Genomic DNA, 13,809 nt, shown 5'->3' with positions numbered 1-13,809 from the left:
TGAAGGCTCTGCCGGCTCCCGCATTGCGGGCGCCGATGTTACAGCTGCTGCGGGAATTGGGGACCATTCATGAACAAGATAATCATTGCATTCGCGGCCGCCGCGGCGGTGGCCGGCTGCGCCAAGCGTCCTGACGCCATCGTCCAGGTCGATATTCCGATGGCGGCCTATGCGAACCTCAGTTGCGAGGCGCTCGCAGTGGAACACAAGAAAGAGAAGGCCAAGCTCGACGACCTGTCCAAGCAGCAGATCAGCGCAGCGAACGGTGATGCTTTCGGTGTCTTCCTGGTCGGCGTCCCGATCGGCAGCGTCGCCGGGGGAGACAAGGAAGGCGAAATTGCCGCGTCCAAAGGTAAGGTTTCGGCCATGCAATCCGCTGGAATGAGCAAGGGCTGCAAGCTGCCCGGCTGACGGCCGGGGCGGCAACCATCAAAATCGGCCCGGCCAAAAGTGGGGCGTTGGCCGGCGATCCCGCTTTCAATATCCATTCGCCACCACCCGTTGTTTCTTCGCCAAAAGCTCGACGGCCTTCGTGAAATGCCGCGCGCGATCGTCCGAACCCTCGTATCGGAACCGAAATTGGTCTTCCGCAGTTAGTTTCCTGTAACTTCAGGTTCAGGTGCAACTGCCATTAGCGACCATTCCGCCTTCTGGAAAAAAACGATCTCGATCGACCTTGATACCGGCGAACGCCTGGTTCTCCGCTCACCGCAGGATGCGCTTTATGCACTCGTCTCGGACTGGCCAGTCAATGGCGGCGTCCATCAGCAGAGGGCGATCGATTTCTGCCGCGCCTGGCTTGCCGGGCGCATGCCGGCCGAGACGGTGCGGCAGGCCTTCATCCTGGCCGCGCTGGAAGCCGGCGTTACGATCAATGATGATGAAGACGGCGCAGAAGCCTCCGCCTTGAACCCTGCGGTATAGCTGGAGCGACGCCGGCTATATCCACGCGTCACGCGGCGTCAACATGTTCCTTTCATGTATTGCAAATATTATTCCCGCTATGTTTGTAGGAAATACGCCACGTTACGGCGCTCTGATTCTTTGGAGATTCATCTGAATGAAAATCAAATTCCTTGTTTGCGCTGTCCCGCTGGCACTGGCTGGCTGCCAGACTCCGGCGCCGCAGTCCGTTCTAGATTCCCAGCGGCCGCCTTCCAGCGCGGTTCGACGCGAGTACGTCGACGCTCTGAGGGCAACCATTAAAGCGGGGAACTTCGTGAAGGCCGAGATTTCCAGCGTGGTTCTGCTTAATCCGGAAAAGCAGATATATGCTTATTGCACGCGCACGACCGAACGTGCCTACCCAAACTGGTCCTATATCGGCCTGGGCTTGCAACACAACATGATACTGTACCTGAAAAAGAACGACTATCGCTGCCACGACGAACGGCTGCGTTACTATGATTTTCCGGAATTGCGTAACATGAAATACTGAGAGAGAGGCGAGGCGCTTGGCAGCCTCGCGATCACCTTCCGGCCGCCGTCCTGCTCAAACCGTGAGAACCATCCCCACGCTCGCCGGCGCACCATACTCAGAAAACGGACGCCCTGGAGTCATCCACGGACGGCGCTTTGCAATACCATACAAGGACGGCAATCGTTCCAATGGGAAATAACAGCCCAAGAAGCTGGTGCCATCCGCTTCGGTTGATGTCGTGGAGACGCCGGGCGGCCATGGCGATCGAGGGAACAAACGTTGCCAGCGACCAGATCCCGTTCAATGTTGCGGTTCGATCAACAAGGTATAAGGCGATGCTAACGAGAACGACGAAGAGCGTCGAAAACCAGAACTCCGATCGGCTGGCTCTGCCGGTGAAATCCACATATTTCCTGAAATAGCTGCTGATCGCCTGGCCGAAACCCATTGCGTCAGGCGGGCCGCCGAAGCGGTTCGGCCCGGCGGGCGGTTTTCGGAGGATGAAGATCAACGCCGCCGGGATTATCAAGACGACCAGCCAGTGGATGAGAGAAAAACTACCCATGAGATACCCCAACGATTTGAATGGCATAGAGATAAGCTATGGTCGTTTCTAGAGGATTAACCGGCTTGCAATTCGATGTGTTCGGCAATCGCAGCGTGAGAAACGGTAGCTTCCATGTTGAGGCGGGATGATGCTTCGAAGAAGGCCCTTGGCGCAATCGCTCAGCGCTTGGCCAGCACCCGTGCCTGCACCGGCTGCTCGATGCCCTTGAGCACAAGCATGCGGGCTTCGGCGCCTGCGGTGAGGTCGACGGCCTTCGCCGCCGTTTCGGCCGAGATCAGGATCTCGCCGGCGGCGGCGTGGGATTCCAACCTTGCGGCTTGGTTGACGACGCCGCCGATGGCGGTGAAATCGCTGCGAAAGCTCGAGAATTCGCCGATCTGGACCTCGCCGGAATGAATGCCGACGCCGACGCCGAGGGTGCGGCCGGGCAATGCCTCGAGCGCCAGGCCGTTCAGGGCGGCGGCGCAGTTTTGCTGGATCTCCCGTGCGGCCAGGATCGCAGCGCCGGCGTGGTCCTTTCTGACGATCGGGAAATTGAAGATCGCCATCAGGCCGTCGCCCATCTGCTTGTTGACGATGCCATCATGTGCCCAGATCGCCTGCGCGCAGCGATCCTGGAACAGGCTGACGATCTCGCTCAGCTGCACCGCCTCGATGCGCTCCGACAGATCCGTGAAGCCCCTGATATCGGCAAACAGGATGGTGGCGTCGACGGTGATCTGGCGCTGCTTCTTGACATATTGGAAGGAGCGTTCGCAGATCGTGCAGATATCGGGGTTCATCTTGCTGCGGGTGATGCCGAAGGCACGGAAGGGCAGGGCAAACGGACCGCCGATCGGGATCGGCATATGCATCTGGTCCCAGCAGCCGCGGCAGATCCTGGCGCTGCCGTGCCTGGCCGGCTCTATGGATGAGGCTGTCGTCATATCTCGCAATCCATCGCCTGATAGCAAAAAATGAGCTTCCGACACTTGCCTGCTTTTGGCAACTCTGCTGATGATCTGGTGTGACGATGGGTTGAAGTATTTTTCGTCGGGCGCCATCCTTATCAGATCGCCGCCAAATTGAATATCACCTCGCCCGACGATAGCATCGCGCTGGGACATACTGTAGGATATTGTTAACAATACATTCGCTCTCCAGGAAAGACCGGGGATGGAGCGCCGTCTTGCAGCAATCCTAATCGCTGATGTCGTCGGTTACAGTCGATTGAGCCAGATCGACGAAGAGGGCATCCGCGCGCGTTTTCAGACAGACCAGAATGACGTCTTCGAGCCGGCGATCGAGCGTCATCACGGCCGGCTGGTCAAAACCATGGGCGATGGTCTGCTGGTCGAATTTCACAGTGTCGTCGATGCCTTGCGCTGCGCGGTGGAGATTCAGCAATTGAAGGCCACGCAGAGTGCCGCGGCGCTGCCGGAGCATCGGCTCGAGTTCCGGATCGGCATCAATCTCGGCGATATCATCGTCGAGGGCGAAGACATCCAGGGTGACGGCGTCAATATCGCCGATCGAATGCAGGCGCTGGCGGAGCCGGGGGGTATCGCTATATCGGGCACAACATACGACCAGGTGAAATCGAAAGTCCCGGTCGGTTTTGCTTCGCTCGGCGAACAGCGGTTGAAGAGCATCGCCGAACCGATCCGGGTCTATCGTGTCCTGCTTGACCCGACTGCCGCCGGCAAAACCGTCAAGACCCGCAGGCGTCTGCCGAGACGCCGCCTCGTTGCCGGCATAGCAGCGGCCGTTATCCTTGCTTTTGCCGGCGCAGCACTCTGGTGGCAGCCGTGGATGCCGGCAAAACCGCCGGGTCCCAGTGAACGTTTCGCCTATCCGCTGCCGGACAAGCCCTCGGTCGCGGTTCTGCCCTTCATCAATGTCAGCGGCGACACCGAGCACGACCATCTCGCAGAGGGTCTGACAGACGACCTGATCACCGAGCTGTCCAAAGTATCGGGTCTCTTCGTCATTGCCCGCCATTCGGTCTTCGCCATCCAGGACACCGTCGGCAAGATCCAGGATGTGGCCGCCGAACTCGGCGTTCAGTATGTGCTCGAAGGGACCCTGCAGCGCGCCGGTCCGCGGCTGCGGATCAATGTCAAACTGATCGACGCGGGCACCGGCCTGTCGCTCTGGGCCGAGCGCTACGACCGCCAATATGCCGACCTCTTCGCCGTTCAGGACGATGTGATCGGCAAGATCATCTCGGCCCTGTCTGTCAAGCTCAGCGCGCGCGAGCGCGACCAGCTTGCCCGGATCCCGACCGAAAATCTCGAAGCCTACGATTATTACATGAGGGCCGAGCAGGAGGGCTTCATCTTCAGGGATGTCGATACCTATCGCCGGACCCTGTCCTTCTACCAGAAGGCGATCGACCTCGATCCGGGCTTTGCCAACGCCCATGCGGGAATCGCCCGCGTGGCCGTCGATGTCTGGCGCAACGACTATAACTACCTCTGGTCGGCCGCCGTCGCCCGCAAGATCGCCTATGACGCCGCCGGGCAGGCGCTCAAGCTCGATCCCAACAATGCCAGGGCAAACACCGTCCTTGCGCTACTGCAATGGGTGGATGGGCGCGAGACGGAGGCCAGAAACTCCGCCAACATGGCGGTTGCGATGCAGCCGAACGATGCGGAGGCTGCCGCCAACCTCGCTCTCATCCTGGTCCACACCGGAAGCAGCGGGCAGGCCGTCGCCGAGATGGAAAGGGCTTTGCGGCTCGACCCATCACCGGCGTCCAGCTTTCAGCTGCTGGCGGGGATCGTCTTCTATACTGCAGGCGACGATCGGCGGGCGATTTCCCTGATAGAGCCGACTCTCGACAGCCTGCCGAAGGTCGAGCCGGCGAGCGAATATCTGGCGGCGGCCTATGCCGACCGGGGCAATGAAACCAAGGCTGCAGCGGAGACGGCAAAGCTGCTGGAGCTGTTCCCGGAAAGCAATCTCACCTATTACGGCTATCTCTATGATTACTGGCGGGACAGCGATCTGCAGCGTCATCTGGCCGGATTGCGAAAGGCCGGCATCCCCGAATGGCCCTTCGGTTTTACAGGCAAGCAAACCGACCGGCTCGGCGAGGCTGAGCTGCGCAATCTCGTCGACGGCAAGACGTGGACCGGCAAGCACAAGAACGGCACGGATTTCATCCAGTATTTCGACAAGGCTGGAAACACCGCCTATCGCAGCGCAAATACCAACATCACCGGCGTCGTCGAGGTGCGGGGCGACAGAATCTGCGAAAAATTCGACGGCTATTTCCTGGACCGGATGGTGTGCGGATATGTTTACCGCAATACATCCGACGAGCAGCGTGACCGGCCATACATACACGTCACGCCGCGCGCCTTGACGTTCTTTGCACCCGCACCCTGAGGGGCCAGGCGTTGCGGCCTCATTTCGTAGCCGGTTGCTGCCAGACGGTGTGCATCTTTTCCGAAATCAGGGTCTGCTGAACTTCGGACCAATGTTTCTTCGAGTCGGTCACCTTGGTCGGATTCTTCTCCATGCCTTCGGCCGCGCCGGGGTCATAGCTCAGATACAGTTTGCCATCGATGATCCGCCAGGCTTTGGGATCGATATTGGTGGTCACTGTCCCGAAAGACACGCCATCGGCACAATAGCCGCCATATTGCGGTGCATATTTGGATGGATCGCCCTTGAAGAGATCGCGATTTTCGGCGCTGGCGAAATACCAGGTCGCGCCAAGCCAATGGTGGGAATATGTCTCGGATCCTTCGACGGCCTGGTTTTCTGTGAAGTAGGCGACCGGGTCATAACCCTTGATCGCGACATCGCCGAAATAGCCGGTATTGACGAATTCCTCGGCTCCCGCAGGCTGAAGGAAGGAGAGCAGCATGACCGCTGCGCCCACAGCCACGCCCAGCCGGCTTCCGCATGTTTGTACACGATAAGACATAACAAGCTCCGTTCTCGGACGCGGTCCGTTACTCCAGCGAAATGCTATTGCCGTTTGGTACATTCCTTGTAGAGCGGTTCGCCCACAAGCTCGGCTTTCTGGCAAACAGCACCGGCTTCCATGAGTAATGTGGCCGTATCCCAATGCGCCCGCCACCCGGCTTGAGTGAGAGGCGTGTACCCATTTCTTTCCGTCGCTTCGACATCCGCATTCGCAGCCAGCAGAAAAGCCACTACCTCGGTATGGCCCTCTTCGGCGGCGCCGTGCAGCGGCGACATCTGATAGAAATTCTTCCTGTCGTTGACATCAGCTCCCTCGGCGACAAGCCGTTTCACCACCTCCAGATTTCCTGCATAGGCTGCCGCATGCAGTGCCGTCAGCCCGCCCTTGTTGCGAATTTCGATGTCGGCGCCGCGATCCAAAAAAAGAGCGACGACATCGGCATGGCCGGCCAATGACGCGATAATCAGCGCCGGCTCGCCCGCCTCATCGAGTTCCGACAGATCTGTGCCCTGGTCCAGCAACTGTGTGACACGGGCAATATCGCCGTCCTTGGCCGCCTGATGCAAAGGACCTGCCGATGCCGGCAGGACGCCAATGACAAGCGCAGCAACAGTCGCGATAAAAATATTCACGGGCACGATCTCGGTTTGATCAGGGTTCGTATGCGCCGTTTTGTGGCGTTGTAGCACGTGTGCAATGCGTAAACAAGATTACGCTAATGGACGCGCTCCGGGCCAACACCACTCGCGCGCTAAGTCTGCGACCGACGGTTCCAAGGAATACGGTCACACTTGTTACTCCCCCTGTTCGATTTCCGATGCGAAACTATCTCAGACCAATGCGCGATGAACCGGGCGTCCAAGCCTGGGAAATCGCCTCAATGAGGAGATTGAAAACCATGACTGCTTCAGCCGAGAATGGAAAAAGCGGACAAGCCATGCACAAGCCACCGGTCGTGTCGCCGCAGGCCTGGGAGGCGGCCCGCGCGCAACTGCTCGTGAAGGAAAAGGCTGAGACCCGCGCCCGCGACGCGCTGGCCGCCGAGCGCCGGCGCATGCCGTGGATGGCGGTGGAGAAGGCCTATGCGTTCGAAGGGCCTCGGGGCAAGGTCAGCCTGCTCGACCTGTTCGAAGGCAGACACCAGCTCATCCTCTACCGCGCCTTCTACGAGCCCGGCGTGTTCGGCTGGCCCGAACATGCCTGCCGCGGTTGCTCGATGGTGGCCGATCAGGTTGCCCATGTCGCCCATCTCAACGCCCGCGACACGACGCTGGTCTTCGCCTCCCGCGCGCCGCAGGCGGACATTGCACGGCTGAAGGCCCGGATGGGCTGGACGATGCCGTGGGTGACGATTACCGACAGCTTCGACAAGGGCTTCGGCGTCGACGAGTGGCACGGCACCAATGTCTTCTACCGCGACGGCGAGCGCATCTTCCGCACCTATTTCATCAACAACCGCGGCGACGAGCAGATGGGCGGCACCTGGAACTACCTCGACATCACGCCGCTCGGCCGCCAGGAAGTCTGGGAGGATTCGCCCGAGGGCTATCCGCAGACCCCGACCTACAAGTGGTGGAACTGGCACGACAGTTACGTGCCGGACGCCGAGCCCGACAAGAAATGGGTCGAGGTCTCCGATGCCGGCGAGGCGGCGTTCAGGGCCGAGAGCGCAAACGAGAAGCCGTAGGGTTGGTCCGGCCGTATCCTCCGTCCCGCCGGGCAGGAGGGTACGGCGGTCCGTTTGAAAGTCTGGCGAACCGCAAATCCCCATTCATGACGACGCATCAGCTGAGCAGGTCGTGGCGCCGCTGGCGCTTGCTCCGTGCCGTCGCCTCCTGCACCTTCTGCGCGCAAAATTTCACCGATATATCTCCTTACTGTCATGGAAGCATGCTAGATTTCCTCCGATTTTGAGGGGGGGCGGGCATGGATACGGATTTTCGTGTGACCGGCGGGAATGTGGCTGCGCTCTTTGCGCTGACCATCCATCGCGGCGATGGCATGGTGCTGCTCGGCATGGACTGGAAGGACGGCCGGCCGCCGGTCGATTTCGTCGGCTTCGCCATCCAGTATCGCGAGCCGGGCACGGATTTCTTCAAGACGGTGCATAACCGCATCGGCTTTGCCGGCCAGCCGGTTCCGGAAGATGGCATCCGCACCACCGAGGCGCCGATCCAGAGGTTCCGCTGGGTGCATTTTCCCTTCAACGCCGATCTGCCCGGCAAGTTCACCTATCGCGTCACGCCAAAGTTCATGGACGCAACTAGCGCGCTGACCTCGGGCGAGGCGCAGGAGGCGGAGCTGGCGCTGATGCGCGAAACCATCCCCGGCAAGCTAAACATCGCCTTCACCCGCGGCTTCGTCTCGTCGCAGGCCTTCGTGCGCAATTTTGCCCCCGACGAGCCGACGATCAGCACCCTGGCGCCACCGGATGGTGACCAGGGGCTGGACTTCGTGCCGACCCATGCCGATGCCGAGCGGGCGCTGGCCTGGATGGGATTCGAGGCGCGGGCCGAAACGCTCGATCTGCTCGACAGGGCGCGTGCAGCAGGCGCCGAGGTGCGTGCCATCGCCTATGACCTCAACCTGCCCGAGGTGGTCACCCGGCTGGAGGCGCTGGGGCCGAAGCTCAAGATCATCATCGACGACAGCGACCACACCAAGGGCCACGGCCGCCCGAATTCGCCGGAGACGAGGGCGGCGGAGCGGCTGATCGCCTCGGCGGGGGGCACCAACGTCAAGCGCCAGCACATGGCCAACCTGCAGCACCAGAAATCGATCGCGGTCCGCGGCGGCGGCATCTCGACCGTGCTTTACGGCTCGACCAATCTCAGCTGGCGCGGCCTCTATGTGCAGTCGAACAATAGCCTCGCCGTCCACAGCGACAAGGCGATCGACGATTATTTCGCCGCCTTCGAGAGCTATTTCAAAGCCAAACGCGCCGACGATTTCCGCACCTCGCCAAGTTCCGCCGGCTGGATCGACCTCGGCCTCGACGGCGTCGATGCCAAGGTCGCTTTCTCCCCGCACAGCGATATCAATGGCCGGCTGGACGAGATCGGCGCCGATATCGATGCCGCAAAGTCCAGCGTGCTCTTCTCGCTCGCCTTCCTCGGCCAGATGACGAAGGGGGCGATCGGCCCGGCGCTCGGCCGCGCGCTCGAACGCCCCGAGGTGCATGTCATGGGCATCGCCGATGCCGAGGTGCGCGCCGGCAATCTCGGCCTGAACGTGCTGACCCCGAACAATCGCCGGCGGGTGGTACGAGCGGCAGCGCTGACGGGCAACGTGCCGCCGCCATTTCTGACCGAGCCTTCGGGCCTTGCCGGTGTCGACGGCAACCAGCGCGGCACGCGCATGCACCACAAGTTCGTCGTGCTCGACTTCGACAAGCCGACGGCGCGCGTCTATCTCGGCTCCTACAATTTCTCCGAGCCCGCCGATGACGAGAACGGCGAGAACCTCGTCGTCGTCCGCGACCGGACGGTGGCGACCAGCTACATGATCGAGGCGCTGCGGATGTACGATCACTACATCTTCCGCGTCGCCTCCGAAGAAAATGACGGCGTCGCCCGCCCGCTGGAGCTCAAACGCCCGCCCCAGCCCGGCGGCACACCCTGGTTCGAACGCGACTGGACCGACCCCATCCGCGCCCGCGACCGGGCGTTGTTTTCGCGGGCGGAGTAATGTTGCCGATCACGACGGCCCTTGAACCTCAAGTGGCTGCCGCATGGCCGAAGCGCCGCGGCCTGACGTCCCAAAGTCAAATTAATATCTCGCCGGTTGCCAACATATTCTTCTCAAGGTGGAAACATTCCGGTGGCGGTTGCGTTGTACCCACTACCGGTAGTGCGTCTGACCGCCCGTCTATGAGGAGGCTTATTCATGAAAGTCATGATCGTCGAAGATGAAAATTTTATCGCTCTGGAACTCGAGCGCATTGCGCAAGAGGCAGGACACCAGACCATCGGGCCGGTTTCGACGGTGGAGCAGGCTCTCGCCTACGCAAAAAGAAGCGATGTCGCGCTCGTCGATCTCAGCCTCTCCGATGGGCTGAGCGGCGCCCTGCTCGCGCGCCGGCTGATCGACCGCCATGGGGTTGACGTCATCTTCGTGACCGGCAGTCCCGAGAACGTCGGTCACGGTATCGAAGGGGCGCTCGATGTGATTTCCAAGCCTTTTACCGACGAGAGGATCGCCAGCGCTCTCTCGCGGGCGGAGGAGCGACGTAAAAATTTCGACAGCAGCAAGGCTGCTTTGTGAACCGCAGCAAGCTGCCGTTGTGATAAGAAGGAGATCGACGTCATTCAGGCTGCCGGTGCCCAACCCGAGGAGATAGTCCGGATGAAACACGGGCTCATTGCCGTTCTCTTCGCTCTCTTCGCTCTATCGGGCTGCGCCAGCGCAGGGGATCCGCAGCCTCTTCCCGGCAGCCTCACCTATGGCGGAAAGGTCCTGCGTTCGCCCTATCGTCCGGGAACGGTGGTCAAGAATACCTTCCTTGGCGATTTCGGTTACCGTGTGTTCGAGACCTATGTCGTCCAGCCGGACGGGACGCTCAAGCTCACATCCCAGAGCACGGGGCCGGACTTCCTCTGGCAGTGAGGGGCTCCGCAATCCGCCTGGGCGCAAGGTGCGTGCGCTCCGATTATCTCAAGGCGTTGCGTATCTGCTTGCGCTTTTTCGTCCCTTCGCAATTGAATGTTGCGCTGCAGTAAAGATCCCGTCTATACCGCAGGCATTCACCACGGACCCGGTGAGATCCCGGGTGGCTCTTCTGGCCGCCGATCCGCCAGACAACGCAAAACCCGCATGCCATCACGCGACCGCTCGACAGAGTGGGTCCGGCCATGCTTTGCGAGTATCCTTCCTATGCTGCTTTCCTCCATCCGTCGTGATTGGTCCGCCAATCCCATGCGCGAAATGCTTGCCGGAGCGGTGGCGACCTTCGCCCTCATCCCCGAGGTGATTGCCTTTTCTTTTGCGGCGGGGGTTGACCCCGAGGTCGGCCTGTTCGCCTCTTTCGTCATCAGCATCGTCATTGCGTTTACCGGCGGACGCCCGGCGATGATCTCGGCCGCTGCCGGATCGGTGGCGCTGGTGGCGGCACCGCTGGTGCATGCTCACGGCTTGCCCTATCTCTTCGCGGCCGGGCTGCTGGCGGGGCTGCTGCAGATCGTGTTCGGCCTGCTGCGGCTTGGCGTGCTGATGCGCTTCGTGTCGAAATCCGTCCGCACCGGCTTCGTCAATGCACTCGCCATCCTGATCTTTGCCGCGCAGATGCCACATATTATCGGTGCCGGCTGGATGGAATACGCCATGCTGATAGCCGGGCTCGTCATCATTTACCTGACGCCGCGGATCACCACCGCGATTCCGTCGCCGCTGATCTGCATCCTGATCCTGACCGTCGCCTCGATAGCGTTCGGGCTCCCCGTTCTCACCGTTGCCGACCTCGGCAAACTGCCGGATTCGCTGCCCGTCTTCGCCTGGCCGGCCGTGCCGCTGACGCTGGAAACGCTTCGGATCATTGCCGGACCTGCGCTTGCCATTGCGATGGTCGGACTGCTGGAATCGATGATGACGGCGAGCGTCGTCGACGATCTCACGGATACGCCGAGCTCGAAGAACCGCGAATGCACCGGTCTCGGCCTCGCCAACGCGGCCGCCAGCCTGTTCGGCGGCATCGCCGGCTGCGGCATGATCGGCCAGACGGTGAGCAACGTGAAATATGGCGGGCGCGGCCGGCTCTCCACCCTGTTTGCCGGCGCTTTTTTGCTGATCCTGATGGTGCTGTTGAAGCCGTGGGTCTCCGAGGTTCCCGTCGCTGCGCTGGTGGCGATCATGGTCATGGTGTCGATCGATACGTTCGACTGGTCGTCGCTGAGAGCGGTTATCGTCCATCCCCGGATGTCGAGCGCCGTCATGGTGGCAACCGTCCTCGTCACCGTCTTCACTGCCAACCTGGCGCTCGGGGTAACGGTCGGCGTGCTGCTCAGCGGCGTGTTCTTCACCTTCAAGGTCGCCAGCCTGCTGCGTGTCGACGTGGCGCCCGACCAAGCCGCCGGACGGCTGAGCTATCGCGTGTCCGGCCAGGTGTTCTTTGCCTCCGCCGACGTCTTCGTCGAAGCCTTCGACGTTCGGGATGCACTCGGCAAGGCCGTATTGATCGACGTGTCCGAGGCGCATTTCTGGGACATCACCGCCGTAGCCGCGCTTGACAAGGTCGTGCAGCGGTTCGGGGCGCACGGCATCGCCGTGGAGGTCGCGGGCCTCAACCAGGCGAGCGCGACCTTGATCGGAAGCCTCGACGGCAAGGTGGTGCTGAAGGAGGTGTGACGGCGCGAGAGCTACCGCGATACGATCACGTAATCGTCGCTGTTGCCGGTTATCGCGTTCAGCCGTCTGACGGCCAGTTCGATGAACGCCCTTGACCAAGGGCGGCAGGTGCCGACAGCTGGGATAGACGACATGCAGGCCGCCGGTCGGGGTGCTGGCGTCGGCGACGTGATCGTGTCGCCGACCGGTGATTTTTGATGGAGGCGGATCGGCCGGCGCTCGCCTCATAGCCGCGTTGGAAAAGAGGCAGCAATAGCCAACTTCCCGGGATCATTGGCCTCGAGCCGAGGATCCACCCCATGGTATCCCGCTTGCACAGTCGCCGGCGAACGCTATTGTTTGATCGAAGACCTGTGTCCTTGAGGGGAGACTTCAATGCCGTCGAGTTTCAATGTCGAAAGTGCAGATGGTTACGAACGGCTGATGGGGCGCTGGAGCCGGAAGCTGGCGCCGATGCTGGTCGATTTCGCTGGTCTCGCGGATGGCGAGCGCGTGCTTGATGTCGGCTGCGGCACCGGCAGCCTGGCGTTTACGCTGGCGGAAACGCCGGGCCTGCAGGAGATCGCCGCCGTCGACTATTCGCCGGTTTTCGTCGAGGCCGCAACGCGACGCAACACCGATCCGCGCGTAACGATCCGGCAGGCCGATGCCTGTGTGCTTCCCTTCGAGGATAACCGCTTCGACCGGGCGATGTCGCTGCTCGTGCTGCATTTCGTGCCGGAGGCGGGAAAGGCGGTATCCGAGATGCGTCGTGTGGTGCGCCCGGGTGGCGTGGTCGCGGCCGCCGTCTGGGACCATTATGGCGGCATGTCCGGCATGCGGATGATGTGGGATACGGTGGCGATGCTCGACGAGAACGCGCTGGCAATGCGCCGCAGATATTGTTTCCAGCCGATGATGCGGCCGGGGGAAATGAAGGAGAGCTTCATCGCGCAGGGCCTAGCCGACGTCGAGGAGACCTCGCTGCTGATCCGGATGGAATATCTTTCCTTCGAGGATTATTGGGATCCGATCGCCGCCGGCGAGGGACCGCTCGGCAAATATGTTGCCGGTCTGGACCCTGCGAGGCGAAATGCCGTCGATGCCGCCGTCAGGGCCGCTTACGAGGCTGGCGAGCCGAATGGCCCGCGATCGTTCGCATCGGTGGCGTGGGCGTGCCGGGGCAGGGTGCCGGACGGCGGATAGCAGTGTGTTGCCGGCTGCTATTGATGGACAGCGAGTTTGCGCCACGCCCAAGAGAGCCTCATCCTGAGGCGCCCCGTAGGGGCCTCGAAGGAGGAGGCGGGCGCGCCGGCGTCAAATGGACGCAAGGAGCGGCATTGCGGCGTGTCCTTCGAGGCTTCGCCCTACGGGCTCGGCGCCTCAGGATGAGGGATGTTGGAGGATGCCGCGCCCAAGATACGGTGCCGGGGAAAGTGCCATGCCCGCAATGGTGGCGCTGGAGGTGCCACCCGATCACGGCAATCGTGATGGAACACGGGCAGCATTGCTGACGTTATTGCCCGCTGTCTCCGACTGCAAACGCAGCCGCAACAGCATCACCGCCCGGTTCGGGCACCCCTT

13 protein-coding genes, 2 pseudogenes and 1 other annotated feature are annotated in these 13,809 nt (G+C 61.5%); of the genes and pseudogenes, 10 read left to right on the top strand and 5 right to left on the bottom strand.

Annotated elements, in window-relative coordinates; translation table 11 throughout:
- Positions 1–69 precede the first annotated feature (69 nt).
- The 3 genes and pseudogenes from HFO99_RS04245 (at position 70) to HFO99_RS04235 (ending at position 1,438) form a co-directional block, all read left to right on the top strand.
- Positions 70–411 carry a hypothetical protein gene (locus tag HFO99_RS04245; protein ID WP_222249707.1) on the top strand — a complete coding sequence of 114 codons (342 nt, stop codon included), beginning with the start codon at positions 70–72 and terminating at the stop codon, positions 409–411.
- A gap of 219 nt (positions 412–630) precedes the next feature.
- Positions 631–810: pseudogene (locus tag HFO99_RS33280) on the top strand (DUF982 domain-containing protein); the annotation flags it as partial.
- 250 nt (positions 811–1,060) lie between these two features.
- Positions 1,061–1,438 carry a hypothetical protein gene (locus tag HFO99_RS04235; RefSeq protein ID WP_222359492.1) on the top strand — a complete coding sequence of 126 codons (378 nt, stop codon included), beginning with the start codon at positions 1,061–1,063 and terminating at the stop codon, positions 1,436–1,438.
- Between the two features lie 97 nt (positions 1,439–1,535).
- Here HFO99_RS04235 and HFO99_RS04230 read toward each other — a convergent pair whose 3' ends face one another.
- The gene (locus HFO99_RS04230) at positions 1,536–1,985 is read right to left on the bottom strand and encodes a DUF805 domain-containing protein (protein WP_222359490.1); all 450 of its coding nucleotides are present in this window, start codon (positions 1,983–1,985) and stop codon (positions 1,536–1,538) included.
- Between the two features lie 161 nt (positions 1,986–2,146).
- Entirely contained in the window at positions 2,147–2,914 is a 768-nt protein-coding gene (locus HFO99_RS04225; RefSeq protein WP_222359488.1) for an adenylate/guanylate cyclase domain-containing protein, read from the bottom strand.
- 229 nt (positions 2,915–3,143) lie between these two features.
- Between HFO99_RS04225 and HFO99_RS04220 the strand changes: the two genes are divergently transcribed.
- Entirely contained in the window at positions 3,144–5,360 is a 2,217-nt protein-coding gene (locus tag HFO99_RS04220) for an adenylate/guanylate cyclase domain-containing protein (protein WP_222249716.1), read from the top strand.
- Positions 5,361–5,379: 19 nt separating this feature from the next.
- On the opposite strand, the gene HFO99_RS04215 is transcribed toward HFO99_RS04220, so the two are convergent.
- Both HFO99_RS04215 and HFO99_RS04210 read right to left on the bottom strand, forming a co-directional pair.
- A complete protein-coding gene (locus tag HFO99_RS04215) occupies positions 5,380–5,904 on the bottom strand; it encodes a YHS domain-containing (seleno)protein (RefSeq protein WP_222336151.1) in 525 nt (174 codons plus the stop codon).
- A gap of 44 nt (positions 5,905–5,948) precedes the next feature.
- Positions 5,949–6,596 (bottom strand): ankyrin repeat domain-containing protein, encoded by a 648-nt coding sequence (locus tag HFO99_RS04210; RefSeq protein ID WP_222359486.1) that lies wholly within the window; start codon positions 6,594–6,596, stop codon positions 5,949–5,951.
- A gap of 209 nt (positions 6,597–6,805) precedes the next feature.
- Between HFO99_RS04210 and HFO99_RS04205 the strand changes: the two genes are divergently transcribed.
- The 5 genes from HFO99_RS04205 to HFO99_RS04185 all read left to right on the top strand — a co-directional run bounded on the left by HFO99_RS04205 (position 6,806) and on the right by HFO99_RS04185 (position 12,246).
- On the top strand, positions 6,806–7,594 hold the full coding sequence (locus HFO99_RS04205; RefSeq protein ID WP_222359484.1) for a DUF899 domain-containing protein: 789 nt from the start codon (positions 6,806–6,808) through the stop codon (positions 7,592–7,594).
- 239 nt (positions 7,595–7,833) lie between these two features.
- On the top strand, positions 7,834–9,594 hold the full coding sequence (locus tag HFO99_RS04200) for a phospholipase D-like domain-containing protein (RefSeq protein WP_222359482.1): 1,761 nt from the start codon (positions 7,834–7,836) through the stop codon (positions 9,592–9,594).
- Positions 9,595–9,792: 198 nt separating this feature from the next.
- Entirely contained in the window at positions 9,793–10,170 is a 378-nt protein-coding gene (locus HFO99_RS04195) for a response regulator (RefSeq protein ID WP_222336147.1), read from the top strand.
- An 81-nt stretch (positions 10,171–10,251) separates the two neighbouring features.
- The gene (locus HFO99_RS04190) at positions 10,252–10,512 is read left to right on the top strand and encodes a hypothetical protein (protein ID WP_222359480.1); all 261 of its coding nucleotides are present in this window, start codon (positions 10,252–10,254) and stop codon (positions 10,510–10,512) included.
- A gap of 141 nt (positions 10,513–10,653) precedes the next feature.
- Positions 10,654–10,709 (top strand) — a sequence feature (sul1 is cis-regulatory element that is thought to sense ions involved in sulfur or methionine metabolism; They are found in Alphaproteobacteria).
- A gap of 70 nt (positions 10,710–10,779) precedes the next feature.
- The gene (locus HFO99_RS04185) at positions 10,780–12,246 is read left to right on the top strand and encodes a SulP family inorganic anion transporter (protein ID WP_222359478.1); all 1,467 of its coding nucleotides are present in this window, start codon (positions 10,780–10,782) and stop codon (positions 12,244–12,246) included.
- 11 nt (positions 12,247–12,257) lie between these two features.
- On the opposite strand, the pseudogene HFO99_RS33275 reads toward HFO99_RS04185, so the two are convergent.
- Positions 12,258–12,402: pseudogene (locus HFO99_RS33275) on the bottom strand (LysR family transcriptional regulator); the annotation flags it as partial.
- Between the two features lie 219 nt (positions 12,403–12,621).
- Here HFO99_RS33275 and HFO99_RS04180 point away from each other — a divergent pair.
- Positions 12,622–13,431, top strand: a complete 810-nt coding sequence (locus tag HFO99_RS04180; protein WP_222359476.1) for a class I SAM-dependent methyltransferase — start codon at positions 12,622–12,624, stop codon at positions 13,429–13,431.
- The last annotated feature ends 378 nt before the right edge of the window (positions 13,432–13,809 follow it).

It is taken from the genome of Rhizobium leguminosarum (assembly GCF_019798305.1).
Classification (GTDB): domain Bacteria; phylum Pseudomonadota; class Alphaproteobacteria; order Rhizobiales; family Rhizobiaceae; genus Rhizobium; species Rhizobium leguminosarum_U.
This window is presented reverse-complemented; position numbering and strand designations above follow the sequence as displayed.